The sequence below is a fragment of the uncultured Veillonella sp. genome (assembly GCF_900545795.1).
In the GTDB taxonomy this organism is placed as follows: Bacteria; Bacillota; Negativicutes; order Veillonellales; family Veillonellaceae; genus Veillonella_A.
The window spans coordinates 59317-85665 of the sequence record NZ_URAR01000003.1; the positions used below are offsets into that span (position 1 = coordinate 59317).

Annotated in this window: 19 protein-coding genes and 1 pseudogene; all 20 read right to left on the reverse strand. The window is 41.1% G+C overall.

What is annotated here, in order from left to right; genetic code table 11:
• Positions 1–21: 21 nt before the first annotated feature.
• Complete coding sequence (gene galE / locus QZR90_RS02535) at positions 22–1008, reverse strand: UDP-glucose 4-epimerase GalE (RefSeq protein ID WP_295788417.1); 987 nt, start codon at positions 1006–1008, stop codon at positions 22–24.
• Between the two features lie 63 nt (positions 1009–1071).
• Positions 1072–2508, reverse strand: coding sequence for a glucose-6-phosphate isomerase (locus tag QZR90_RS02540; RefSeq protein WP_295788418.1), 1437 nt, complete (start codon positions 2506–2508; stop codon positions 1072–1074).
• 227 nt (positions 2509–2735) lie between these two features.
• A complete protein-coding gene (locus QZR90_RS02545) occupies positions 2736–3455 on the reverse strand; it encodes a ribonuclease H family protein (RefSeq protein ID WP_295788420.1) in 720 nt (239 codons plus the stop codon).
• A 219-nt stretch (positions 3456–3674) separates the two neighbouring features.
• Positions 3675–4184, reverse strand: coding sequence for a Cys-tRNA(Pro) deacylase (ybaK, locus tag QZR90_RS02550; RefSeq protein ID WP_295788423.1), 510 nt, complete (start codon positions 4182–4184; stop codon positions 3675–3677).
• Positions 4185–4219: 35 nt separating this feature from the next.
• Positions 4220–5218 (reverse strand): nucleoid-associated protein, encoded by a 999-nt coding sequence (locus tag QZR90_RS02555; protein ID WP_295788425.1) that lies wholly within the window; start codon positions 5216–5218, stop codon positions 4220–4222.
• Between the two features lie 172 nt (positions 5219–5390).
• The gene (locus QZR90_RS02560; protein ID WP_295788427.1) at positions 5391–5990 is read right to left on the reverse strand and encodes a rubredoxin-like domain-containing protein; all 600 of its coding nucleotides are present in this window, start codon (positions 5988–5990) and stop codon (positions 5391–5393) included.
• Between the two features lie 154 nt (positions 5991–6144).
• Positions 6145–7062 carry an NAD-dependent epimerase/dehydratase family protein gene (locus tag QZR90_RS02565; RefSeq protein ID WP_295788429.1) on the reverse strand — a complete coding sequence of 306 codons (918 nt, stop codon included), beginning with the start codon at positions 7060–7062 and terminating at the stop codon, positions 6145–6147.
• 74 nt (positions 7063–7136) lie between these two features.
• A complete protein-coding gene (gene brnQ / locus QZR90_RS02570; RefSeq protein ID WP_295788431.1) occupies positions 7137–8492 on the reverse strand; it encodes a branched-chain amino acid transport system II carrier protein in 1356 nt (451 codons plus the stop codon).
• Entirely contained in the window at positions 8492–10345 is a 1854-nt protein-coding gene (gene uvrC, locus QZR90_RS02575) for an excinuclease ABC subunit UvrC (protein ID WP_295788433.1), read from the reverse strand. Before uvrC ends, brnQ begins: the two co-directional genes overlap by 1 nt.
• A gap of 205 nt (positions 10346–10550) precedes the next feature.
• A pseudogene (uvrA, locus tag QZR90_RS02580) lies at positions 10551–13379 on the reverse strand (excinuclease ABC subunit UvrA); the annotation flags it as partial.
• 30 nt (positions 13380–13409) lie between these two features.
• A complete protein-coding gene (gene uvrB / locus QZR90_RS02585; RefSeq protein WP_295788438.1) occupies positions 13410–15665 on the reverse strand; it encodes an excinuclease ABC subunit UvrB in 2256 nt (751 codons plus the stop codon).
• Between the two features lie 193 nt (positions 15666–15858).
• Positions 15859–16281: a hypothetical protein gene (locus QZR90_RS02590; RefSeq protein ID WP_295788439.1), complete on the reverse strand. Its 423-nt coding sequence runs from the start codon at positions 16279–16281 to the stop codon at positions 15859–15861.
• 5 nt (positions 16282–16286) lie between these two features.
• Entirely contained in the window at positions 16287–17198 is a 912-nt protein-coding gene (ftsY, locus tag QZR90_RS02595) for a signal recognition particle-docking protein FtsY (RefSeq protein ID WP_295788441.1), read from the reverse strand.
• Entirely contained in the window at positions 17198–20749 is a 3552-nt protein-coding gene (smc, locus tag QZR90_RS02600) for a chromosome segregation protein SMC (protein ID WP_295788442.1), read from the reverse strand. The genes ftsY and smc overlap by 1 nt, the downstream gene beginning before the upstream one ends.
• Positions 20750–20852: 103 nt before the next feature.
• A complete protein-coding gene (locus QZR90_RS02605) occupies positions 20853–22067 on the reverse strand; it encodes an elongator complex protein 3 (protein WP_295788445.1) in 1215 nt (404 codons plus the stop codon).
• Positions 22068–22262: 195 nt separating this feature from the next.
• A complete protein-coding gene (rnc, locus tag QZR90_RS02610; RefSeq protein WP_295788446.1) occupies positions 22263–22997 on the reverse strand; it encodes a ribonuclease III in 735 nt (244 codons plus the stop codon).
• A 27-nt stretch (positions 22998–23024) separates the two neighbouring features.
• Positions 23025–24269, reverse strand: coding sequence for a beta-ketoacyl-ACP synthase II (gene fabF, locus QZR90_RS02615; RefSeq protein WP_295788447.1), 1245 nt, complete (start codon positions 24267–24269; stop codon positions 23025–23027).
• Positions 24270–24307: 38 nt separating this feature from the next.
• Entirely contained in the window at positions 24308–25264 is a 957-nt protein-coding gene (locus QZR90_RS02620; RefSeq protein ID WP_295788450.1) for a nitronate monooxygenase family protein, read from the reverse strand.
• 63 nt (positions 25265–25327) lie between these two features.
• A complete protein-coding gene (locus QZR90_RS02625) occupies positions 25328–25564 on the reverse strand; it encodes an acyl carrier protein (RefSeq protein WP_006554975.1) in 237 nt (78 codons plus the stop codon).
• 40 nt (positions 25565–25604) lie between these two features.
• On the reverse strand, positions 25605–26348 hold the full coding sequence (gene fabG, locus QZR90_RS02630) for a 3-oxoacyl-[acyl-carrier-protein] reductase (protein ID WP_295788452.1): 744 nt from the start codon (positions 26346–26348) through the stop codon (positions 25605–25607).
• Between the last annotated feature and the right edge of the window lies 1 nt (position 26349).

Consider the following 26349-nt stretch of genomic DNA (forward strand, 5'->3'; position numbering starts at 1 on the left):
TCAAATTATTAGTTAAATGAATTATTTGCTATAGCCATTAGGATGTTTCTGGTGCCAATTCCACGCATCCCCAATTACTTGTTTAACTTCGCTATGAACTGGCTTCCAGCCCAATACTTGTTGTGCTTTTTGAGATGACGCAATTAATGTGCCTGGATCCCCAGCACGGCGTTCTCCATAGAGCACTTTAAAATCAATGCCCGTAACAGCCTTAGTAGTATCAACGATGGACTGCACGCTAAAACCACTGCCACTGCCCAAGTTAAACACATTGGATTCGCCACCATCTCTTAAATATTCCATGCTTAGAATATGAGCTGATGCTAAATCATTTACGTGAATATAATCGCGCACACAAGTGCCATCTTCCGTATCGTAATCAGTGCCAAAAATAGTAATCGCTTCACGCTTACCTAAAGCAGCTTCTAAAATCAATGGGATTAAATGAGTCTCCGGCGTATGGTCCTCACCAATTTCACCGCTTTCATCAGCACCGGCTGCATTGAAATAGCGAAGTGCTACATAACGAAGGCCATAAATGGAGCTATAATCTTTAAGCATCTGTTCAATCATCAGCTTAGTACGTCCATATACATTAGTAGGATTCAATTCAGAACTCTCTAAAATTGGCACTTCTTTTGGCTCCCCATATACAGCGGCCGTCGAGGAGAAAACGAAATATTTTACATTGGCCTTACGAGCTGATTCAATGAGACGATAGGAGCCAACTACATTATTTTCATAGTAAATAGAGGGATTTACCATGGATTCGCCTACTTGTGAATGCGCAGCAAAATGCATGATTCCTTCCACGCCTTTATCTTGCATCACTTGAGCTAATGAAGGATCCGCAATATCCATTTCAATGAATTCTACACCCGCTGGCAGAGACTCCACATGGGCACGGGATAAATTGTCCACTACAATGGGCGTATGACCTGCCTTGCAAAGTGCACGCACCGTATGACTGCCAATATAGCCCGCCCCACCAGTAACTAAAATCTTCATGGTAAAATCCCCCTTATGGTAAATGATTAATATACATTCCTAGTATCGTCTAGCACTACAGTCTTACTTATTTTTATGTGCCGCTAATTTAGGGCCTAATAATTTCTTATATACTTCTACGCCAGGTTGATTAAAAGCATCTACATTGGCCAATTGACCTTCATAGAAAATAGCCCAACATTGCATAAACATAAATGCACCTAAGAAGAACGCATTTAAAGTTGGCAGTTCAATAGTTAAATTGAAGCGCTTATCCCCTGTTAAAGCCTCACTATTAGCCTCTAAAGCAGTGTTCATAATAGTCGCTAAATCAAGACCACTAAATGCTTCTAAAGTTGGAATATCAGCATATGTATGAGGCACCACTAATTCAGTTTCCCAATCAGCTACTTTCACAAATGTAACTACTTTGTTTAAGCGGCCTTCTTGATGTTCCTGAGTTTGTGCATGCATATCAGTAGTTCCTACAGCAACTACTGGAGTGCGGCCATAGCGACCAGATTTGTCAGCCTTTTCCTTGCCTAAAGATTCAGCTAATAATTGCACATACCATTCAGCCAAGGATTTTAAAGAGTCGCCATAAGGCATCATAACTTCAATGGTACGACCATATTTTTCAGATGCAATATATTTTAGAATGGCACTTAATAATGCTGGATTTTGTAACATATTACCACTCTTACAAGCTTGGTCAATTTCCTTGGCACCATCTAAGAATGAACGAATATCAAAGCCAATTACAGCACCGATGATAAGGCCTACTTCAGTAAATACAGAGAAGCGACCACCTACGCCATCAGGTACAGCAAAAATTGGCCAGTTTTGAGATACGGCAAGCTTATGTAATAAGGTTTCTTTTTCATCATCTCGTGGATCTGTTACAGCAATAACTTCTACGCCAATGCCAGCTTGCAACATAGCCTCTTGAACCACCATAAAATTAGACATTGGTTCAATAGTCGAGCCAGATTTAGAAATGACAATAAGCATTACTTTAAAATCGCTCTCCTTGCGAGCGGCGCTATCTTTTAACGCATCAATTAATTCTTTAGTACGTTTAGAATCAGCATTATTGCCACTAAAATATAATTGTGGATATCCATTGCGTTGCTCTGCTGTTTTTTGATTCCAAAACTCGCCGCAATGCACATCAAATAAAACTTTACCACCTAAATAGGATCCACCAATACCAAAGCTTACTACAGCATCTATAGATTCTTTAGCATGAGCGCCTAAAGCTTCTAAGCGTTTTAAAACGGCTTCAGAATTTAAATGATCATCTTCAACGTAAGGAAGTTCAGGAAACAATACTTTCTCTGGAGTGCCATCCTTTGACAAATGACCATCTACTACACCATTAAAACGCACCTTCGCTGCCGCTTTTACAGCATTAGCAACATTATCAAATTCATTGCGCATATCTTCATCAGTTACAGCCCACTCATTTAATACGTTAGTATAATCAAACGTAAAACCGGAAGGCAATACAATCTTACTCATAAAGAGCCTCCTTATATCCAATAATTCAATAAATAATTATTACCTGCTAGTTGCTTTACAAACCTAACAGTGGTAATACATCATTTTAGTTTTAATAATATATTGATTCATTCAATATGTATTCGTACATACTATTGTACCCTTACAGCATATACCATGCAATAGGTAGTATATGGTTTTCTATGCATTCTACACATTCATCATACATGCATGCCCTGAACAATAGATTAAACTCGAGTTGTGCCGGCTTTAGCTAATTGATCAGCCCGTTCATTATAGGTAACCCCTGTATGAGCAGCTACTTTATGAAAATGAACTGCCATATTCGCCAAATACGCTTTAACAAATTTAGCATAATATTGAGTTAATGGATTATTTGTTTTCCATCGCCCTAAGGCCCACATTTCAATCCCCATGTAATCATAATAGAGATGAACAACCTTAGCACCACAGCGCTTTGCTTCTTTTAGAACATGCATCGAGCCTAGTAATTCACCAGACACATTCCAATAGTTTGTATAAAATGGATCTTTCGTACCGAAAGAGAATTCCCAACTCTCATCATTATAAAAAATGATACCACCAGAGCCTACAGCGCCATTGTGCTTATCAAAGCTTCCATCAATATACGCTACCATAGCTTCAGCACTAGCGTCTTGAGGTGCTATATTCTCTTTTTTAGTAGACCTATTACGTTCTGCCTTATTTACATATGACGAGGTATGACCTGTACTACTCTCCTCCACAGGAAGAACGCCTAATTCAATAGCATCCGCTAAACTATAGGACTTTTCTTGAGGCTGTAAAAACTCTTGTGCCTGCACCATAGTTGGAAATGATTTATATATTGCGCCACTATAGCCTTTTACTTGTGCCTCGCAATCAGCCCAAGTTTCATATATACCAGGCTTACGACCTTGTTGCACTGCATAATATTTTTTTGCCATAAAACACCTTTTACAGATTATTCATATACTAATGTAAATTAGTCATCACTAACAGCTGTTTACCAGTAATGCTACCATTAGATTACTCGCAATACTACCGCTAGATTATTCACAATATTAACACAATAGATTACGTGTATTACCAACAGTCAATTACCTACAGAGCGCTCATAACACTAACAGTAGACTGTATAGAGTACTAATTCATATTTTAAATCATTACATAGTAAGTTCAGCAAATTCAGCCTTAACAACAGCTTGTAAATCCTTAGGATTTAATTTAACCTGCTTCCCTATAAGGCCTGCACTAACATAGACCATATCAAAGGCCTCCATAGTGCTGTCAAAATAAGTGGGAAATAATTTTTTCATGCCTATCGGTGAACAGCCTCCCCGCACATAACCCGTCAAGCCTAATAAATCTTTTACATGAATTAACTCCACTGATTTATTACCACTAACGCGCGCTGCTTGTTTGAGATTTAATTCAGCTGCAACAGGGATGCAGAACACAACTGGGCCGGTTACATTGCCCTTACCTACTAATGTTTTAAATACGCGCTCTTCTGGCAAATGAAGTTCTTCCGCCACATGAACCCCTGCATTACGCCCTACCTGTTGTGGTTTGCCACCGCTTTCCTCTACCTCATATGTGAGGACTTCGTAATCTATTTTATGCGTATCTAACATGCGCATAGCATTTGTTTTTTTATGATCTTTTTTGCTCATATGAACTCTCCTGCTATGTAATTTCTTAACTTTTACTACTTGTTTAAAATTTTACTTATATTTTTTAATTCAATGCGCAATGTGCCATCTGGATTGGTTACAATTTCGATGAATTCGCTATTTTTCATATATTCCACGGGGAAACTAATTTCAATGCCTGTGTCAGTTTTAATTTTATGTTTTTCCCCAACTTTAGCGGCAAATTCGCGATTTACCGGCAAGGGGCGAAGCATATCTTGTTCTGCTAAAGCTTGTTTAGCCGCCTCTTTTTGTACTGGATTCGCAGCAAATACAGTTTCGACAATAATCTCTGGATTAATAGTATCAGATACTTCTGCATTTTTTGAAATCATCGAGCGCACTTCCACTAATTCGGCTACGCCATCCCCTTCGTGCGCTTTGGCCACTTTATCGACAATGCGGCGCACCTTTGCTACCGTATCACGAGAAGATGGATTGGTGCCAATTTGCAGTACTCTATCAGCTAAAATATAAGTTACTTCGCCATCATATTCACCTTTAGGCTCAAAGAGACGAACTGAAAAATCCTCTACATTGATGGCTAAAAAAGAGCGCAATTTTTGGCTTGGCATTGGCAAAACCGCCCGGTTAGCCACTAGCTTAGTAGATAAGGCGCCACTTTCACCACTCATAGTGCCATGGGTATAGCCATCATGAGCCTGACACAAAAGTACGCAAATATAAGTGTGATTCGCCGCTGCTTCACAAATAATAGCATCCATTAAACAAGGCTCAGTCGCTTGTTTCATAAAATTGAAAATCGTTTCGCCTAAGGATTTTCCTAATTCTACTATGGACACTTCACCGTCTCTATATTTACTTATAAGCTGGCCTACAGGGCTAGATGGATTTAGATGCCCTTGTCGTAAGCCTGGGTCCTTAATGGCTTTTTCCACATGTGCACTAATATAATCTTGGATCGTTTCCTCACCTAATTCGAGTTCACCTTCAGAAAAAACCGCCAAGGATGAATGAAAATCAAAAATTTGAAGTACTGCTTTATTTATTTGCATGATTATCCCTTTCTACTTACGCTTGAAAAAAGCCTTGTCCCACCAAAGTGGGAACAAGGCTAATCCTCTATGCTAGTACAATAATAAGCTCTTGCATTTAGCTATTAACTAAGACAGCTAAATGAATCTACACAATCTAAAACAATTTATATTGCTACAGAATCAAGCAAGCTTAACCTTGTACATACGGACCAAATAAACCAGCGAATAAATAAGACCCTTTTTTACCAAGCGTAGCTGCTAAGAACGAAGCGACGGCCCCTAGTGCAGCCATAATAAGGGCATTGCCTGCATCGACTCCATAGGCATAGGCCATATAACACTGGGCTACTGTAACGGCAAAGTAAACAATACTCAAGTATATTTTTAACTTTAATACTGGTGCCGTAACCGTTTTATAACGTAATTTACCACCTACATAACCAGAGATAGCACCTACTAAGCAAAGTAAAGGCATAACAAAGGCTACCATCATAGTGAAGTCAAATAGACGATAAGACAAGTTATAAGGAACAAATAATGCCAATAGAGGTAAACCGAAAGTAAGTGCGGAGCCCACGATTGGGAAGTGCACAGCAATTGGATGTAAGTGTAAATCCAATAATTTTTTACGTGTAGGATTTAAGCGACGAGGTGTGTATTCAGCCCACACTGTCTTAGGAAAGCTGCAAGCTGGGCAAGGTTGATCAGCTTTATCTGCAGTTTCAATATACCCACAAACACGGCAAATAATATACTGAATCGTTTTCTCTTTCTGCTCTTTAGTTTCCACAATAAATCTCCTTTATATTAACAACCTAATTATACAATTATTTTATCATATGTAATAGCCATTAGGCTATAAGAAAAATCAGAATTAAACCATTATAAAATCGAAGTTTACCCTCTTAAATAAATCATAATTAATAAAATTTATAAAATATTTTTTACTTATCATCGAAATATTTAAAAGTTTCTTTTAAGCCTTCTAATAATTCTATACTTGGCTTATACGAAAGGTCTCGCGCTACCTTTTTTATACTGAGCAAAGAATGCTTTATGTCACCTATTCGAGCAGGCTCATGTTGCACAGTAATAGGATGCCCTACAACCTGTTCAAAAGCAACAATTAATTCATTAAGGCTAGTGCTCGTCTCCGTGCTTACATTGTATACACCTGTTATGTCAGGATGTTCCAAGGCTAGCATATTAGCGGCTACTACATCAGCTACATAAACAAAGTCACGAGTTTGATCACCATCGCCAAAAACGACGAGCTCTTGCCCCTGTTGAAGCTGTTCACAGAAAATGCTAATAACGCCACCTTCACCGCCATGGCCTTGACGCGGACCATATACATTAGCATAGCGGAAACAAATGTAAGGAAGACCAAAATTCTCTTCATAGAGACGTAAATAACTTTCTGTAGTTAATTTTGTCAATCCATAAAAAGACGCTGGATGACCTGTCATAGTTTCATCTAAAGGCAGACTTGTTAAATCGCCATATACGGCAGCGGATGAAGGCATAATAATCTTCTCCACCTTAGCCGCAACACAAGCATTTAACACATTGATAAGCCCCATGAGATTCACATCACAGTCCAAAGCTGGGTCAGCCATGGATATAGGTACCATGGTTTGGGCTGCTTCATGAAATACATATTGAGGTTTAAACTCTTTAAATAAAGACTCCAATTCAGCACTGCGAATATCCATCTCTACAAACTGAGCCTTACTATTCACATTATCGCGACTCCCTGTGGAGAGATTATCAATCACTAAGACCTCATGTTGATCCGCTAGTAAGCGGTCTACCAAGTGCGAACCAATGAAGCCAGCTCCGCCAGTTACAATAATATTCATCCAGTCACCTCCTCTACTTGCCCAATTTAGCCAATGAAATAACAAATACATCTGAATTTTAGTTAGCAATACATTTACACTGCCGGTTTATTTGACCCTTTTACAGCTATGTAAATTAATCCTAATACAAAGCCCACAGCAGACGGTACAATCCAGCCCATGCCTAAGTCAAAGAATGGCAATCCATGGTATAGTTGTAACGCTTGCTGCACCACTGCCGTCTTACCTAAAAAGGCCGGTAATGTATTTAAAGCATCACCAATAGCTGCCAGGAAAGCAAATATAGTCGTGCTCAAGTATACCGCTTGACGACCTTTAAAAATCGGTGCCAAGAAGGTCAATAAAATAATCGTAATAGTCAATGGATACAATAGCATCAAAATAGGTATAGCCAAGGCAATAATTTGTGTTAAACCAACATTGCCGATTAAGAATGAAATAAGTCCAAAGAGATATACATATTTTTTGTAGCTAATGGAATTAGGGAATAATTCTACAAAGGTTTCGCTACAAGCACAGAATAAACCAACTGCCGTTTTTAAGCAAGCCAAAGTAACAATAATAGCCAATAATATAGCTCCTACAGAGCCAAAATAATAGCTTGCTGTTTGCGCTAAAGCAATGCCGCCATTAGCAGATAATTCCAATACACCTAAGCTACTAGCCCCTACATAGGCTAAGAACGCATAGATAACAACCATTAAGATAACTACAACAATGCCGGATTTAACCATGCCTACAGCTAAATCTTTTAGCTCACTTACTCCCACGGCCTGCATCGCTTTAACTACTACAATACCAAAGGCAAGAGCTGCCAAGGCATCCATTGTATTATACCCTTCTGTAAAACCTTTAAAGAAGGCCATCGTTTGGTAGTCTCCGCTTACCGGTGCTGTACTAATAGAGCCCATAGGGTGAATTAAAGCAGTCACTAATAAAATAGCCAAGAAAATCAAAAATAAAGGATTTAGAATTTTCCCAATATAGGTCATTAATTTACCTGGATTCATGGCAAAAAATAAAGCCACTGCAAAGAAAACAAAAGTAAATATGGCCAAACTCATAGTCTGCATATCACTACCAATATACGGTGCTAAACCAATTTGATATGATACGGTGGCCGTACGCGGCAAAGCAAATGCTGGGCCAATAGTTAAATACAATAATACGGTAAATAATTTAGCATACGTAGGATGAACTCGCGAAGCCAAGTCAAATAAGCCTGAGCTTCGAGAAATCCCTATAGCCACTACCCCAAGAAAAGGCAAGCCAATAGCTGTGATGAGAAAACCTATAGTAGCTACCCATACCGAAGTCCCTGCTTCTTGCCCCATATGCACTGGGAAGATTAAATTCCCGGCGCCAAAAAACATTCCAAATAACATTGAACCAATAACAATAGCTGAACTCAGCTTCAACTTGCCATTCATTAAGTGTTCCTCCTATCAATTTTTTCTCCATCAATAGTAGCACGCTTTTCTTCTTTCGACAATCGGAAAAAGTCATACACTGCTTCTGCTGATTTTTTATTCATCCCCGGTACAGCACTCAGCTCTTCCACCGAAGCTTCTTTAATTTTTTCTAAGGTCCCCAACGCATCCCATAACGCTTTGCGTCGCTTAGGACCAATCCCCTCAATATGATCTAAAATAGATTCTAAATTTCGCTTACCACGCAATTTGCGATGGTATGTAATGGCAAAGCGATGCGCTTCATCGCGAATTTGTTGAAGCAATTGCAATTCTGGGGAGTGATGAGACAAGATAATGCTCTCTGACTGCCCTTCTACAAAGACTTCTTCAATGCGCTTAGCCAAGGAAATAACAGGCACATCAGTGACCCCTACGGCACGAATTAATGGCAAAGCTGCATTCAATTGTCCTTTACCACCATCGATGATAATCAAATCGGGCATAGGCCAATCTGTTTCATTGCCATAGCGACGAGCCATAATTTCAGCCATCGATTTAAAGTCATCTGGCTTACCTTGCACTGTTTTCAATTTAAAGCGACGATATTCTTTTTTCGCTGGCTTACCATCTTCAAAGACTACCATGGACGCCACTGTCTCACTGCCTTGTGTGTGGGAAATATCAAAACATTCCATGCGCTCTGGCAGGCGAGGTAAATCCAGTACCTCAGCTAACTTCTTCACGGCTCCGCCACTCTTATCTAAATCATACTGCCATTGACGACGTCGTTCTGCCAAGAAGTTCTCTGCATTTTCTGCTGCCATTTTCAACAAATCGCGCTTAAATCCCCGCTGTGGCACAGTGACCTCCACACGCTGTCCCTTCATTTCCGAAAACCAAGACTCAAATAAGGCTCGCTCCTCTGTGTCATAAGGCAAGAGCACTTCTTTCGGCACAAAGCTAGCACCACTATAATATTGTTTAACAAAATCAGTCATAATAGTTTCAGCACTATCACCTTCATTTTTAATGAAGAAATTTTCGCGCCCTAGCATGCGACCTTGGCGAATGAAGAATACTTGCACGCATACCATTAAGCCTTCTAAGGCAAGGCCAATGACATCAATATCACCACGCTGTGTTACCATGCGTTGCTTTTCTCGCAATTTATCTAAAGCCTGCAATTGATCACGATATAGAGCCGCCTTTTCAAAATCTAACTCTTCAGCAGCTTGTTCCATAGATGACTTTAATTCATCTAACAGTGGAATATGTTTCCCCTCTAGTACCTGCACAATCTGGTCAATATACTTCCCATAGGTGTCAGCCGAAACCAGTCCTACACAAGGCGCTTCACAATAGCCCATATGATATTGCAAGCAAGGCCTATCTACTTTCATACTTTGACAAGTGCGCAAAGGGAAATGACGGCGAAATAGCTTTATAGTCTGATGAACTGCCGTCACGTCAGTGAAGGGACCAAAGTATTTAGCCCCATCACGCTCCATGCGGCGCACCATAATAATGCGCGGAAACTCCTCTTGCACAGTAATTTTTAAATACGGATAGGTCTTATCATCGCGCAACATAATATTGTACTTAGGATGATGCTCCTTAATTAAAGTATTCTCTAAAATAAGGGCTTCCATTTCCGTCTTAGTTTGGATAACTTCCACATCTTCAGCACGGCGCATCATGGCCGTCACCTTAGGGGCGCGATTACTATCTTGACGCACATAAGAACGAACGCGATTTCGTAAATTAATCGCCTTCCCCACATAAATAATACGCTTATACTGATCGCGCCACAAATACACACCGGGCGTAGTAGGCAAATGACTTATCTTTTCTAATACGTCTTCACTAACCATATTAATTAGCTCCTACCTTCTTAGTGCGACCACGGCCTTTTTTAGTTTTAGATTCTTTAATAGTATTATTAGTGTTAGAATCTTCAGCACCATTATTTGTCTTAGAACCTTCATCATGGCTATTAATCTTAGAATCTTCAGCCCTATCGGTATCGATTTCTTTGCCATTATTGTCACGTAAGTCTGTACCACTAGTGGCTAAATCCATAAACTTACGAGTTTTAGCAAGTACAGGGGCTAAGAATTTCCCCGTGTAACTTTCTTTAATCTTGCAGATTTCTTCTGGCGTACCAGTACCTACAATTGTACCACCACGATTGCCACCTTCAGGGCCTAAATCGATGATATGGTCAGCCGTCTTAATTACATCTAAATTATGCTCAATAACTACGACTGTATCGCCACCATCGACGAGTTTTTGTAATACATCTAGTAATTTGCGAATATCTTCTGCATGTAGCCCTGTTGTCGGTTCATCCAAGATATATAAAGTTTTGCCTGTACTGCGGCGAGCTAATTCAGTAGCTAATTTAACACGCTGTGCTTCACCACCTGAAAGAGTTGTTGCCGGTTGCCCTAATCGAATATAACCTAAGCCAACCTCTTGTAACGTCACTAATTTGCGGTGAATCTTAGGAATGGCCTTAAAAAATTCTACGGAATCATCTACCGTCATATCTAAGACGTCAGCAATGGATTTACCTTTGTACTTAACTTCCAAAGTTTCTCGATTATAGCGAGCGCCTTTACATACTTCACAAGGCACATATACATCAGGCAAGAAGTGCATTTCAATTTTAATAATGCCATCACCACGGCAGGCTTCACAGCGGCCACCGCGCACATTGAAACTAAAACGCCCTTGTTTGTATCCGCGAATCTTAGCCTCCGGTGTTTGGCTATATAATTCACGGATGGAGTCAAATACGCCTGTATACGTTGCTGGGTTTGAACGTGGTGTACGGCCAATTGGACTTTGATCAATATTAATAATCTTATCGATATATTCCACACCGCGAATTTCTTTATGCGCTCCTACTTTGTGATACGAACGATATAAAGTATTCGACAACCCCTTATACAAAATCTCATTGATAAGCGTTGACTTACCTGATCCACTCACACCGGTCACAACAGTAAATACACCAAGAGGGAATTTAACATTAATATTCTTTAAGTTATTTTCCTTAGCTCCACGAATTTCTAGTGTATGTCCATTAGACTTACGACGTTGTTCTGGCAGTGCAATAAACTTCTGACCACTCAAGTACTGACCTGTAATAGATTTTGGATTAGCCATTACTTCTTTAGCCGTTCCCTGTGCCACGACTTGGCCACCATGCTCACCGGCACCTGGGCCAATATCGACTAAATAATCAGAGGCCAGCATCGTATCTTCATCATGCTCTACAACTAGTAAAGTATTACCTAAATCGCGCAAGCCTTTCAATGTGCCAATAAGGCGATCATTATCTCGTTGATGAAGGCCAATAGATGGCTCATCTAAAATGTAAAGCACGCCTACTAGGCCTGAACCAATCTGTGTAGCTAAGCGAATACGCTGTGCTTCACCACCTGATAAACTACCAGCACTACGGCTCATAGTTAAATAATCTAGGCCTACATTATTTAAAAACATAAGTCGTGCATTAATCTCTTTTAAAATCTGTGCACCAATAAATTTTTCGCGCTCTGTTAGCTCCACTGTATTAAAATAATCTACAGCTTCACTAATAGTAAAATCAGTCACTTCCACAATATTTTTATCGCCAATGCGGATTGCAAGGGTTTCCGGTTTTAAGCGAGCGCCGCCACAGGCCTTACAAGGCTTAATCGCCATAAATGGTTCAAAGCTTTCGCGCATGCTATCGGAGGATGCCTCACTATAACGTCGTTTTACCATTGGCAAAATGCCTTCATAAGGCTGTGTATAGGTTTTAATTTCACCACTCATATTTTCATAAGAAAAACTCACCATATGAGGGCTACCATTCATCACCAATTGCTGTAATTTCTTAGGAAGCTCATTGTAAGTAGCATGCAAGTCGTAGCCCTGCTCCTTCAATAAGCCGTCTAATTGACACATAAACCAAGAGCTCGTGTTAGAGCTCAAGGCGCGAACTGCCCCATCAATAAATGGCACATCTCCATCAGGAATTACTCGGTCCTCATCTACTTCCATAGTGCTGCCAATGCCCAAGCATTCAGGACAGGCACCAAATGGGCTATTAAAGGAGAACATGCGCGGTTCGATTGGCGGCAAGGAAATATGGCAGTCAGGACAAGCAAAATGCTGACTGTACATATGTTGTGGTCCATCTACTTCTTGCACGATGACCATACCTTCGCCCCACTTGGCCGCTGTTTCCATGGAATCTGTCAAGCGGGACACAATGCCGTCTTTTACAACCAAACGGTCTATAACAATATCAATAGTATGTTTTTTATTTTTTTCTAAATCAATATCTTCATCTAAAGTGCGAATATCACCATCTACGCGCACGCGAGCAAACCCTTCTTTGCGAAGTTTTTCCAATACTTGCTTATGTTCGCCCTTTTTACCCACAATATAAGGAGCCAAAACTAAAATCTTAGTTCGCTCTGGCAACGTCATGACTGCATCAGCCATTTGTTCTACTGATTGTTGCGTAATAGGCTTACCACAACTAGGGCAATACGCTCTCCCTACGCGGGCAAATAAAAGTCGCAAATAGTCGTAAATTTCCGTTACAGTCCCCACTGTAGAACGCGGGTTGCGACTGGTTGTTTTCTGGTCAATGGAAATAGCCGGTGATAAGCCTTCAATATAGTCTACATCAGGCTTATCCATTTGTCCTAAAAACTGGCGTGCATAAGCTGACAACGATTCTACATAGCGGCGCTGTCCTTCCGCATATATAGTATCAAACGCCAAGGACGATTTACCGGAACCACTGAGACCAGTGATAACAATAAATTTATCGCGAGGCAAGGCTACATCAATATTTTTTAAATTATGTTGCCTTGCTCCTTTTACAATAATTTCTTCTTTCACCATAACCTCCCGGTTAAAGATTCTCTATAGTTACTTACGGCCTTTTTTATCGCGTACATCTTGTAAGTCTGATAATTGCTGACGCAATAAACCTAATTCATCGCGATATTGTGCGGCCTTTTCAAATTCTAATTGTTTAGCTGCCGCCTTCATTAAGCGAGTCGTTTCTTGAATTTGATTAAATACATCTTCTACAGTTAATTCTGGCACAACCAAAGCACTGTTTTGAATGTCTTTATTCGTATCGGCATCAGGGCCAGCCGCTACGCCTTGAACTGCTTTACCGCGGCCACCAGTAGCTACAGTAGTACCTTTACCACCCTTAGCCGTCGAACTACTCTTCGCACCCTTAGCTTTGCCTTTACCGCGCCCTTTGCCCGTAGAAGATTTACCCTCACTAGCACCATATACTTCCGTCACTTCTGCCACTTCATTAGCGCCTTCTTCTAGCTTAGTGAGCTCAATTAATTCTTTAACTTCCTTCTTAATGGACTTAGGCGTAATATTGTGTTCTTTATTATATGCTTCCTGTACTTCACGGCGGCGCTCCGTCTCACCAATGGCGCGCTCCATAGAGCCAGTAATGCGGTCAGCATACATAATAACACGGCCATTTTCATTACGAGCAGCGCGACCGATTGTTTGAATCAATGATGTATCACTGCGAAGGAAACCTTCCTTATCTGCATCAAGAATAGCCACCAAAGATACTTCTGGCATATCAAGACCTTCACGCAATAGATTAATACCGACGAGCACGTCAAAAACACCAGCCCGCAAATCGCGAATAATATCGGCTCGTTCAATGGTAGCAATATCAGAGTGCAAATAGCGAACGCGAACGCCCACTTCTTTTAAGAATTCGGTCAAATCTTCTGCCATCTTCTTCGTCAGCGTAGTCACTAAGACGCGTTCATTTTTCTTTGCTCGATCTTTAATTTCACCTAGCAAATCATCCATCTGTCCTTTAATCGGACGAATTTCTACAACTGGGTCTAATAAGCCGGTCGGGCGAATAATCTGCTCTGCAATATTCGTCTGCACTTCCATTTCATAGGGCCCAGGCGTAGCCGATACATACACAATCTGGTTAATTCGCTCTTGAAACTCTTCAAACTTCAAAGGGCGATTATCTAATGCAGAAGGCAAGCGGAAGCCATATTCTATGAGATTTTCCTTGCGTGCTCGGTCCCCATTATACATGGCGCGCACCTGAGGAATCGTCACATGAGACTCATCAATTAAAATCAAAAAATCTTCTGGAAAATAATCAATCAAAGTAAACGGCGCCTCACCGGGCTTGCGATTAGATAAGAGGCGGGAATAGTTTTCAATGCCTGAGCAATAGCCCATTTCCTGCATCATTTCAATGTCATAGCGAGTCCGTTGCTCTAAGCGCTGTGCCTCTAGCAAGCGATCACGGCTCTTTAAGTAAGCCAATTGCTCATCTAGCTCCGCCTCAATGCGCTCGATGGCAACGCGCAATTTATCCTGCGTTGTTACATAGTGAGAGGCTGGATAAATAGCCACATGTTTGCGCTCCGCAATAATCTCGCCAGTTAAGACATCGATTTCAGACAAGCGATCAATTTCATCCCCAAATAACTCTATGCGAACCACACGCTCACTATAGGCTGCTGGAAAGACTTCAATTACATCGCCATGAACGCGGAATGTGCCGCGCGTAAAATTAATATCATTGCGTGAGTATTGAATGTCTACTAATTTCTTCAAAATCTCATCGCGACTTTTTTCTTGCCCCAAACGAAGACTTACTACTAAATCACTATAATCTTCTGGATCACCTAAGCCATAGATACAACTTACAGAGGCCACTATAATTACATCGCGGCGCTCAAATAAACTCATCGTAGCACTATGGCGCAATTTATCTATTTCGTCATTAATTGACGCATCTTTTTCAATATAAGTATCAGTCGATGCAATATAAGCCTCTGGCTGATAAAAATCATAATAGGATACAAAATACTCTACTGCATTATTAGGGAAAAAGCTCTTAAACTCGCTACAAAGTTGAGCTGCTAAAGTCTTATTGTGTGCAATTACCAAAGTTGGTTTCTGGACCCCTTCAATAAGCTTCGCCATAGTATAGGTTTTACCTGTACCTGTAGCGCCTAATAATACTTGGGCCCAATCGCCTTGTTCCACCCCTTTTACCAAGGAGTTAATCGCTGCCGGTTGATCCCCCATAGGTTGAAAGGGAGCCTCTACTTTAAACGGTGTACCCGTTCCTTCGTAATTGCGATGTATGGATGGATGTGCCATATATATCCTCTTCTTTTTGTATAACGAATTGTATAACGAAACTAAGGCGCAGCATATAGAAGCTGCGCTTATTCTTATGGATTATTTACTCATTACCAAAATTATAATCTATTTACTTTATTACAAAAATTATAATCTATTTACTTTATTTCCAAAATATCAAACTATTTACGCTATTACCAATCACTAACTCTTATTTGTTAGCCGCCGCAGCTGCAGCCGCGGCTTCTTCAGCGCGCACGCGATCAATATGGTCCTGCAGTTGTTTACGTTCACGCTCATTTAATTCCCGTCGAATCTCATCTCGTTGGGCAGCCGTATCAGGCCCTTCTAATACTTCAATGAGCAATGCCACAGCCTTTTGGTTAATCCCAATCTGCAAGGCAATATCCATAGGCATCTCCCATTGTTCTGGCGTAAAATTCTTAATACGCTCATCTAAATCCTTCCAATTAGCCAATACTAAGCGAACTACAGGGCGATACATTTCGATGCCAATATACTCAGTTAAATCACCCAATAACTCAATGGCTTCAGCTGATGCGCCATAGTCATTGTTTTTATTTTCTAGTCGCGCATAAGCCATGAGAGACTCTCTCGTCAATTTATCTTTCACTCAAATCAGTCCTTTTCAAATAAAGCATTTGCAAAATCAGTCGCGTTAAATGGTTTTAAATCATCCATTTTTTCGCCTATGCCAATCCAGCGAACCGGTACGCCTAGCTCTTCTTTTACAGAAATAACTACGCCACCTTTAGCCGTTCCATCAAGCTTAGTCACTACAATACCAGTAATCGGCACCGCTTGACCGAATAATTTAGCCTGACTCACCGCATTTTGACCGGTGGTGCCATCTAAAATTAGCAAGGTTTGATGAGGTGCTCCTGGCACTTGGCGATCTGCTACACGACCAATTTTCTTTAACTCTTCCATTAAATTTGTCTTTGTATGTAAACGTCCAGCTGTATCTACAATCACGATATCAGCTTGACGCGCTTTAGCTGATGCTAATGCATCAAATACGACTGCTGCTGGGTCAGCACCTTCTTGATGTTTTACAATTGGTACGCCTACGCGCTCAGCCCAAATAGTCAACTGCTCAGATGCAGCGGCTCTAAATGTATCTGCTGCTGCTAAAATTACAGACTTACCTTGTTGTTTATAATGATTTGCTAATTTAGCAATAGTCGTGGTCTTACCTACACCATTGACACCAACTACTAATATAACTTCAGGAGAATGCAATTCTAATTCTTCTTCCTGATCCCCTAGTAATTGTTTGATGCAGGCTTCAATGGTAGGCATTACATCCCCTGTGTTCTTAATTTGACCACTCGTAACCCCACGGCGAATTTCCTTCATCAAGTATTCTGTCGTCTTAACACCTAAGTCACCGGTAATCATAGCTACTTCTAAATCATCTAAAAAATCATCATCGATCTCTGCATAGCCAATAATGACATGCTCAATCGTTTTAGTAAATTTTTGCTTTGTATCCTTTAAAGCATTACTAAATGCATTAAAAAATCCCATTACATATCCTCCTTCACATCTTCAAAGGCCACGGTTAATAATCGTGATACCCCTCGTTCCACCATAGTCACACCTTGTAACACTTGAGCAGCTTCCATAGTTCGCTTGCGATGAGATACAACAATAAATTGCGTATCCGAACCTAAGCGCTGTAAATAGCGGCCAAAGCGCTCTACATTAGCTTCATCTAACGCCGCATCAACTTCATCGAGCACACAGAAAGGTGCTGGTCTAAAATCTAAGAATGAGAAGAGCAAGGCAATAACGGTCAAGGCTCGTTCGCCCCCTGATAATAGACTTAATTGTTGACGCTTCTTTCCAGGCGGTTGAATATAAAAATCAATGCCACTTTGCAAAATATTCTCTTCATCGGTCAAGGCAATCTGCGCCGTACCACCGCCAAATAATTGAGCAAATACGGTTTGGAAACGAACGCCTACCTTAGCCAATACTTCACTTAATTTTTCAGACATAGCCGCATCAATTTCACCAATAACCGTTTGTAATTGAGCTTTTGCTTCTTCTAAATCAGTGCGCTGATGTTCATAGAAGGTATGATTCTCTTGAGCTTTCTCATATTCTTCTACAGCTGCTGGGTTAATCGGCCCTAATGCTTCCATCTGAGTCCGCAATGCTTCCTCTTTAGCACGCCAATCCGACACAGCTCCTTCAGGCTTTAACTCCTGTCCTTCTTCCTTAGTAAAGCCCAATTCCTCAAGACGATCTAAGGCTTGCTGGCTATTAATTTCATATTTTGCCAACTGTCCTTCCATCTGGGCTAATCGTTGCTGAATATGACGCAAACGCCCTTCCATGGTATGACGGCTATGACTCATGCTATCTAAATTAAGTTTTTGCTCTTTAGTCGCTTCTAATAAAGCATCTCGTTTAGTACCTAGCTCTTGAACACGCTTTTGTAAGTCTTGCATAGTTTGCTGTAATTCTTGTAAGCTCGCAGGAATCGTTGACTCCGCTAAGGTCTTAGCATCAGCTAATTCTATTTGTAAAGGCTCCAAGCGCTCCGTAGCCATTGCAATGGCCTGTGTCCATTCTTCAATTTGCTCTTGACGATGCTCTTGTAATTGACGTAGACTTTCACAAGCTAAATGAGCCTTATTATACGCTTCCATCGCATCTTGCTGAGCCTTTTGACACTGCTTTAATTCTTCTAAAATCTGACTTTGACGGCTTGTTCCATCGCTGCTTGTATCAAAATTAGCTAAAGCTAATTCTCTTTGCTCGAGTTGCAATCGCCCTTGCTCAATGCGAGCACCTAAGTCCTGAGCCTTTTGGCGATTCTCTTTTAAAATTCTCTCTTTACGGCTATGGCGTTCTTCACCTAATTTAAGTGCTGATGCTGCATTAACCACAGCTAAATGCCCTGCTTCGTAATCTCGCTCTTGAGACTGTAATTCTGTTTCTACAGCTCCAATTTCACCAGCTAAGCGCTGCAAATCTTCTTCAAGACTGCTTCGCTTAGCTTGATTTGTCTCTTTAGCGGCTTCCAATTGCTGCAACTCATCTTTTCGAGCCATAACAGATGCTTTACGACGCTTAACATGACCACCAGACAAGGATCCACCAGGTTGAAATTGTTCCCCCTCTAAAGTGACAAGACGCAATTGTTGTTTATACTTCTTTTGTAATGCAATAGCCCGTTCCATAGTATCTACCACTAGGATACGACCTAATAAATAATTAAAAATGCCTGTATAAACCGTATCAAACTGGATGCAGTCTACAGCGCGCCCTAATACACCAGATTCATCAAGCGCCGGTGTTTGCACGACTTGGCCTTTCACCGTTTCAATAGGTAAAAATGTAGCGCGCCCACCTTGTATGCGCTTTAAATAATTAACCCCTTCAGACGCAATGCGCGACGTGTTCGTCACTACATGATTAATAGAGCCACCTAAGGCAATATCAAGAGCTACTACATATTTTTTATCAACTGTAAATAAATCCCCAATGGCTCCGGCTACACCTTGACGCCAAGGCTCCTTAGACTTCAAAACATTGCGAGTCCCTTCCGTATAGCCTTCATAATCATCGGCCCACTGGCTTAATATGTCTAAGCGACCATCTAGTTGCTGGGCTTCGCGTTGTAAAGTCTGTAAGTTTTGTTCTGCTTCTTTACGCTGCTTTACTAATGAGTCCAAAGTAGTACGCTGATTGTGACGCCCTGATTGAGCATGTTCTAACTTAACTACTAAAGCCTCATGAGTAGCAGTTAATTCGCTTAGTTCATCACCAGTGCTCTTCGATTCCTCTTCTAATTGGCTAATAATATGTTGAATCTCTTCAATTTGTGAAGTCAAACGAGCTACTTCCTGCTTACTTTGCTCCACTTGAGATACAAGATCAATTTGCTCATTATAACGAGATTGTTCTGCCGCTTGTAAATTAGTAAGCTCTTGTTGCTTATGTTCTACCGCAGCTTGCGCCTGCTCCTGAACAAGCTTCAATTCCTCGGCTTGCTTAGTTTTCTCAGCTAATTCACCTTCGCTGTCAGCCACTAACTTTTCATGCATAAGCTTTTTTTGCTCATCCGTAGTACGTGACAAGGTCAACTCCGTAACACGGCGACTCATATCTTCCACCGTACGCTGTGCTGTGCGCAATCGTTCAGCAGCTAATTTTTCATCCCCTTGCAGGGCCGTCACTTGCTGCTGCGCCTCATTAAACTCTGCATCTAATTGGCGCAAGGTAGTTTCTTCTTTATCAGTGTCTAATTTTAAACGCTGATAATTAGCATCTAGCTTCGACAATTCAGTTTGAAGCTCCACGTCTTCTTGAGTCAAATGTATCTTATCGTTTTCTTGTTTCGTAAATAAGCGATCCGCCACTTTATACTCATGAAAGGCTAAGGCTCCATCATACTGGCGCTTTTCACGCCCCAATTGACTATGTAACTTAGTTTTCTCCGCCTTCTCAGCTAAAGGTTCTAACTGCTCTTCTAAATTGGCCATAAGATCCGCTAAGCGCTCCATATTGCGCTCAGTTTGCCCCATGCGGCGAAGTGCTTCTTCTTTATCCATTTTTGAGCGAGCGATACCTGCCACTTCTTCAAAAATTAAACGGCGCTCTTCAGGCTTACTATTTAAAATGGCATCAACCCGATTTTGCCCAATAATGGCCATAGAGTCGCGCCCCAATCCCGTATCAGCAAACATGGCATGAATATCTTTCAAGCGACAAGCTTTCCGATTAATGAGAAATTCACTGTCCCCATTGCGATAAATACGTCTTGTAATCGCCACTTCTGGAAAATCAGGATGTAAGCCTTTATCGGCATTATCAAATACAAGCGTTACTTCTGCGGAGCTTAAGGGACGACGCTTTTCCGTCCCTGAAAAAATAATATCCTCTGCCTTTTGTCCGCGTAATTGTCGCACATTTGACTCACCCAATACCCAGCGCATAGCATCGGTAATATTACTTTTCCCACTCCCATTAGGACCTACAATAGCAGTCATGCCAGGAGAAAATTTTACAATTGTCTTGTCTGCGAAGGACTTAAACCCCTTCATTTCCAATCTTAAAAGCTGCATGCATACCACCTTTGTAAATCCATTGAATCTATCTATAAAATCATAATATCGAAATTTTGTTTTCCCTTAATTATAAGCTATTTTATCGATATTTGTCTATTTTTTACAATAAATAGTTTACTCCACCATACTCTATAAGAACATGATTCTCTGGCACTGAATTATCTTCTTTCCACTGCCAACTAAGCTGCTCATAGTGTTCCTCAAAGTATTTCATATTACTTCGTTTTAAGCCCCGTACTTTCGAAGTTAAATTTCGCGCATATCGCACAGTAATAAGATGAGAGTCCATATTCCTCACACCATAATGCATCTCCCTTACATTATGATGGCCAACGCTCATTTCATAATGGACGCCTCTCATGTCATGATGCACGCCCCTTATGTCATGTTGCACGCCCTTTAAACTAGACGCCCCATCCTCTACGCTATGACCAAAAGAACCTAAGTCTAAATCGTATAGTAAAGCTTCTATGCGCAAGCGCCACTGGTAATTTACAACTAGCTCTCCCATTGCTGGCTCATAGGGGCCACCAACTAAGCCCACGCCCTCATCTAATTCTTCCGTACTCTGTAACCCCGTACGAATGATGTATATGCCTTTAGACTCTAAATATGTTTTTAAAAAGGCACTATATGCAACTGCCTGGTTCACGCTCAATGGCGTATAAAGGCCTGCTTCCATCTGTTCGGCTAGTTCTGTATCAGCAATGACCAACACAGGATAAATACGGCCAAAATCTGGCGCTAAACGCGCTATACTCACAGCAGTATGCACTAATGTATGCCAAGTCTCTCCCGGCAGGCCCGGCAAGAGCTGAATGCCGACGCGCAAGTTATTTTTTTTGAGTCTCTGTACTGCGCAAACTACATCATGAGCCGTATGGCCTCGCTTAGCTTGTCGTAAAATCTCCTCATCCATCGACTGCACACCAATTTCAACAGTGTTGACACCATAGGATTTAAGGCGATGAATAGCTTCCTCTTCTAATGCATCAGGGCGCGTAGAACAACGAATACCATCGATCTCGCCAACTTGTAAGGCTTCATAAGCGGGCGCTAATAACTGCTCTTGTAGCGCCACTGGCAAAGCTGTAAAGCTACCACCATAAAAAGCCACTTCCCAATATTTTGCGTCACGCTTACTGCCTACATAGTCTGCTATAGTTTTTCGAATATCACTTTGCACAGCCAACACGCCATCACTGGCAATGTGATGCTGATTACAAAATATGCACTGCTGAGGACAGCCAGCATGAGGAATATAAAAAGGGATTAGCCCTAAGGGCTTAGTATAAAATTCTTGATTAGCACTCATAGAGCCTCCTACTAATACATTACGATCTTACTATATCTGCAATTAAAGATTAACTTCATTGTCACTAACAAACTAAACCTTGCCAATTAAACACTAAATTTATTAACCCCTACAAGCTCAATCTATATCTAGTGAAATCATCATATGGAAAAAAGGAGCGGAAAACCGCTCCTCTAAATACCTATATCTAATCTATTAACCTATCATATCTTTGCATAAAGACTTGCTTTCCAAGTACTCTAGAGTGACTTGAGCCGCATGTTGCTCAGCTTCCTTCTTACTCTTCCCTGTACCAGAACCATAGGAAATGCCTTCAATGCGAACTTCCATACAGAAGACTTTATCATGGTCAGGACCTTTTTCACTAACTAGGGTATATACGATTTGTTTTTCCCCTGCTTGTTGCACATACTCCTGCAACATAGTCTTATAATCCTTCCCTAATTTACCTGCTTTAGCCTTTTCTAAATATCCTTGCAAATGACTCAATACAAACTGAGAGGCAATTTCATAGGAAGTGCCCACATATAAAGCGCCAATAACGGCTTCAAAAGTATCAGCTAAAATAGACGCTCTAGCTCGTCCACCAGACGTTGCTTCTCCACGGCCTAGCAATAAATAATTGCCAAAGTTTAGAGATGCACTACAAGCGGCCAACGCCGTTTCACATACAGTAGCTGCTTTTATCTTAGTCAGTTCACCCTCAGTCATTTGAGGATATGTTGTAAACAAATATTCGCCAATAATTAAATCCAATACAGCATCACCTAAGAACTCCAGACGTTCATTATGCTGTACTCGCTTGGCGCGATTTTCATTGGCATAAGACGTATGCGTAAATGCCCTATCAAGTAAGGCCAAATCTGTTAGCGGCACACGCAAATGCGCCACAAGCTCTCGAAGCGAGGCTTCGCGAGCTTGGTGCGTCATTGTCTTATGTGTTCTACGGCCCTTCAATTAGTCCTCATAGCGACGAACTAATAAAGTCGCGTTGTGGCCACCAAAGCCAAAGGAGTTAGAAAGAGCACAGTTAACTTTAAGCTCACGAGCTCCTTCAGGCACATAGTCTAAATCAAGTTCTGGATCTGGATTTGTTAGGTTAATTGTTGGATGAACTTTGCCAGTTTCAATAGCCATTGCCATTACAATAGCTTCAATAGCACCAGCAGCACCTAACAAGTGACCTGTCATAGACTTAGTGGAATTGATAGCGAGTTCTTTTGCATGGTCGCCGAACAATTCTTTAATAGCCATAGTTTCATTTTTATCATTAAGACCAGTGGATGTACCATGAGCATTAATGTAGTTGATTTCAGAAGGATCGATACCTGCATCTTTAATAGCAAGTTCCATACATTTACGAGCTTGTAAGCCACCTGGTGCTGGTGCAGTAATGTGATATGCATCACCATTGCTACCATAACCAATCACTTCAGCGTAAATATGGGCGCCACGTGCTTTAGCATGTTCTAACTCTTCTAATACTACGATGCCTGCCCCTTCACCCATTACGAAACCATCGCGTTCAGAGTCAAATGGACGAGATGCTTTTTCAGGTTCATCATTGCGTGTGGACATAGCTTTCATAGCAGCAAAACCAGCAACAGCTGCTGGAGAAATAGCCGCTTCAGTACCACCAGCGAACATAATATCTGCGTCGCCACGAGCAACAATGCGGAATGCATCACCAATAGAGTTTGTGCCAGATGCACAAGCAGTAATATCAGTAATAGCTGGACCTTGTAAACCTAATTCAATGGATACACGGCCAGACACCATGTTAGCAATCATCATAGGTACTGCGAAAGGACTTACACGATTAGGTCCTTTGTCAAATAGAGTTACATATACATCGTGGATTGAGTTAATCCCGCCGATGCCTGTACCTACTACAGTGCCACAACGATCGCGATCTTCTTTATCTAAATCAAGTTTAGAATCTTGAAGAGCGAGTACAGCAGCAGCGATAGCAAATGCAGAAGAACGGTCCATACGACGCGATTCTTTTTTATCTACCCCATATTTTGTAATATCAAAATCCTTAACTTCACCAGCAATGCGTGTAGCATATTCAGTGGCGTCAAAATGCGTAATTGGGCCGATACCAGATTGACCTTTCAATAACGCTTCATAAAATGCTTCTTTACCAATCCCTACAGGTGTCACTGCACCTAAACCGGTAATTACAACACGTTTTTCCAATTAATTCACCTCACATGTAAACTATGCTTTGAAATACATTAATCAATAGCAGAGACTTCTTTGATTAATTTTGCAAAAATCTCTTTCACTGGCAAAATTTCATCTACTTTTCTCATATTATTGCCGGAGAATACAAGTCCGGTTTCCACATCACCTTGCTGTGCCCGTTCCAAAGCTTTAATTAAGCAGAATTTATGCGAACAATGCTTTAAGCAGCGATCACATACTTTTGGTGGTTCTACCGTACCATCCAAGACGGATAAAGCAAACTTATTGCGAATCGCCTGTCCTGGTAAGCCTACTGGACTCTCGATTAAAACAATATCTTCAGGCTTATCAGCGCGCACGTACATTTTCTTAAGTTCGTCTGAAGCATTGCATTCCACACTGGCTGCAAAGCGACTCCCCATTTGTACGCCATTGGCGCCAAGCTTTAACATTTCAACAATGTCATTCCCATCTAGTACCCCACCGGCACCAATAACAGGAATATTTTTAACTGCTTTCACTACTTCGGGCACAATTTCACGAGATGAACGATTAGTACCTAAATGTCCACCTGCTTCACTGCCTTCAACAATTACTGCAGCGGCTCCTAAGCCTTCAGAAATTCGGGCTAATTTACCACTTGAAACAATCGGTACGATAGGAGTTCCAGACTCTTTACCCATACCAAACATATCGCGGGAAAATCCTGCCCCTGCTACTACGAGGTCAATGCCCTCTTCAATAGCAGTTTTTACTAGGCCAGCAAACCCGGAGGCTGCTACCATCGCATTTATACCAATAATACCCGTAGGTGATAATTTTCGAGCTAATCTTATTTCATAACGTAATTCATCAAATGGCATACCGGAGGCCGCAATAAGACCAATGCCACCTTCATTAGCTACAGCTGCCGCTAGGCGCGCTGTAGATAATCTGATCGCCATGCCACCTTGTATAATAGGCACCTTTGCCACCAGATTTCCGATGCGAAGTTCAGGGAGCTTCACTATTAATTCCTCCTGTTACGTATACCGATTAGGAGGCCGAAGCCTCCTATCGGTGCACAAGTCTTACGCTTCTTTGATAGAATCAATATATTCTACCGTATCTTTAACTGTTTTAATTTTTTCAGCTACATCATCAGGAATTTCTACATTGAATTCTTCTTCGAAAGCCATGATCAATTCAACGATGTCTAAGGAGTCAGCTCCTAAGTCGTCGATGAATGTAGAATCAATTTTAACTTCAGCTTCGTCAACGCCTAACTGTTCCACAACGATCGCTTTTACTTTATCAAACGTGGTCATTGTGATTTCACCTCCTTTCAATGGAATCTAATATATGATACTACATCACCATGCCACCATCAACATTGATTACTTGGCCTGTAATATAGCTTGATAATCCACTAGATAAGAATACAGCCACATTCGCTACTTCGTCTGGCTCAGCCATACGATGCATTGGAATGGTCTCTACCATAGCATCTTTCACTTTATCTGGCAATACATCAGTCATGTCAGTGTGAATGAAGCCTGGTGCAATGGCATTAACAGTAATGCCACGAGAAGCTAATTCTTTAGCACAAGATTTAGTAAAACCAATAACACCTGCTTTAGATGCACTGTAGTTAGCTTGACCAGCATTGCCAGTTACACCGACTACGGATGTCATGTTGACGATCTTACCACTTCTCTGTTTCATCATAATCTTGGATACCGCTTTAGTTACTAGGTATACGCTCTTCAAGTTAATGTTAATTACATCATCCCAATCAGCATCTTTCATACGCATAAGTAAACCATCGCGTGTAATCCCTGCATTATTTACTAAAATATCAATATGACCAAAGGTCTTGTGCGCTTCATCAACCATAGCTGCTACTTCATCAGCATTGGACACATCAGCTTTAATTTTAATCGCTTTGCGACCAAGTGCTAAGATAGCATCTACTGTTTCTTGTGCTGCTGCTTCACTGCCGCTGTAGTTAACTACTACGTCAGCACCAACCTGGGCCATGCGAATCGCAATGGCACGACCGATACCACGAGAAGCACCAGTTACTAAAGCAACTTTATCTCCTAAATGCATT

What these genes read in the sequence shown, in the direction of transcription:
- galE (WP_295788417.1), bottom strand. Translation starts at nt 1,008, where the DNA reads ATGAAGATTTTAGTTACTGGTGGGGCGGGCTATATTGGCAGTCATACG.
- QZR90_RS02540 (WP_295788418.1), bottom strand. Translation starts at nt 2,508, where the DNA reads ATGAGTAAGATTGTATTGCCTTCCGGTTTTACGTTTGATTATACTAAC.
- QZR90_RS02545 (WP_295788420.1), bottom strand. Translation starts at nt 3,455, where the DNA reads ATGGCAAAAAAATATTATGCAGTGCAACAAGGTCGTAAGCCTGGTATA.
- ybaK (WP_295788423.1), bottom strand. Translation starts at nt 4,184, where the DNA reads ATGAGCAAAAAAGATCATAAAAAAACAAATGCTATGCGCATGTTAGAT.
- QZR90_RS02555 (WP_295788425.1), bottom strand. Translation starts at nt 5,218, where the DNA reads ATGCAAATAAATAAAGCAGTACTTCAAATTTTTGATTTTCATTCATCC.
- QZR90_RS02565 (WP_295788429.1), bottom strand. Translation starts at nt 7,062, where the DNA reads ATGAATATTATTGTAACTGGCGGAGCTGGCTTCATTGGTTCGCACTTG.
- brnQ (WP_295788431.1), bottom strand. Translation starts at nt 8,492, where the DNA reads ATGAATGGCAAGTTGAAGCTGAGTTCAGCTATTGTTATTGGTTCAATG.
- uvrC (WP_295788433.1), bottom strand. Translation starts at nt 10,345, where the DNA reads ATGGTTAGTGAAGACGTATTAGAAAAGATAAGTCATTTGCCTACTACG.
- uvrB (WP_295788438.1), bottom strand. Translation starts at nt 15,665, where the DNA reads ATGGCACATCCATCCATACATCGCAATTACGAAGGAACGGGTACACCG.
- ftsY (WP_295788441.1), bottom strand. Translation starts at nt 17,198, where the DNA reads ATGGGATTTTTTAATGCATTTAGTAATGCTTTAAAGGATACAAAGCAA.
- smc (WP_295788442.1), bottom strand. Translation starts at nt 20,749, where the DNA reads ATGCAGCTTTTAAGATTGGAAATGAAGGGGTTTAAGTCCTTCGCAGAC.
- QZR90_RS02605 (WP_295788445.1), bottom strand. Translation starts at nt 22,067, where the DNA reads ATGAGTGCTAATCAAGAATTTTATACTAAGCCCTTAGGGCTAATCCCT.
- rnc (WP_295788446.1), bottom strand. Translation starts at nt 22,997, where the DNA reads ATGACGCACCAAGCTCGCGAAGCCTCGCTTCGAGAGCTTGTGGCGCAT.
- QZR90_RS02625 (WP_006554975.1), bottom strand. Translation starts at nt 25,564, where the DNA reads ATGACCACGTTTGATAAAGTAAAAGCGATCGTTGTGGAACAGTTAGGC.
- fabG (WP_295788452.1), bottom strand. Translation starts at nt 26,348, where the DNA reads ATGCATTTAGGAGATAAAGTTGCTTTAGTAACTGGTGCTTCTCGTGGT.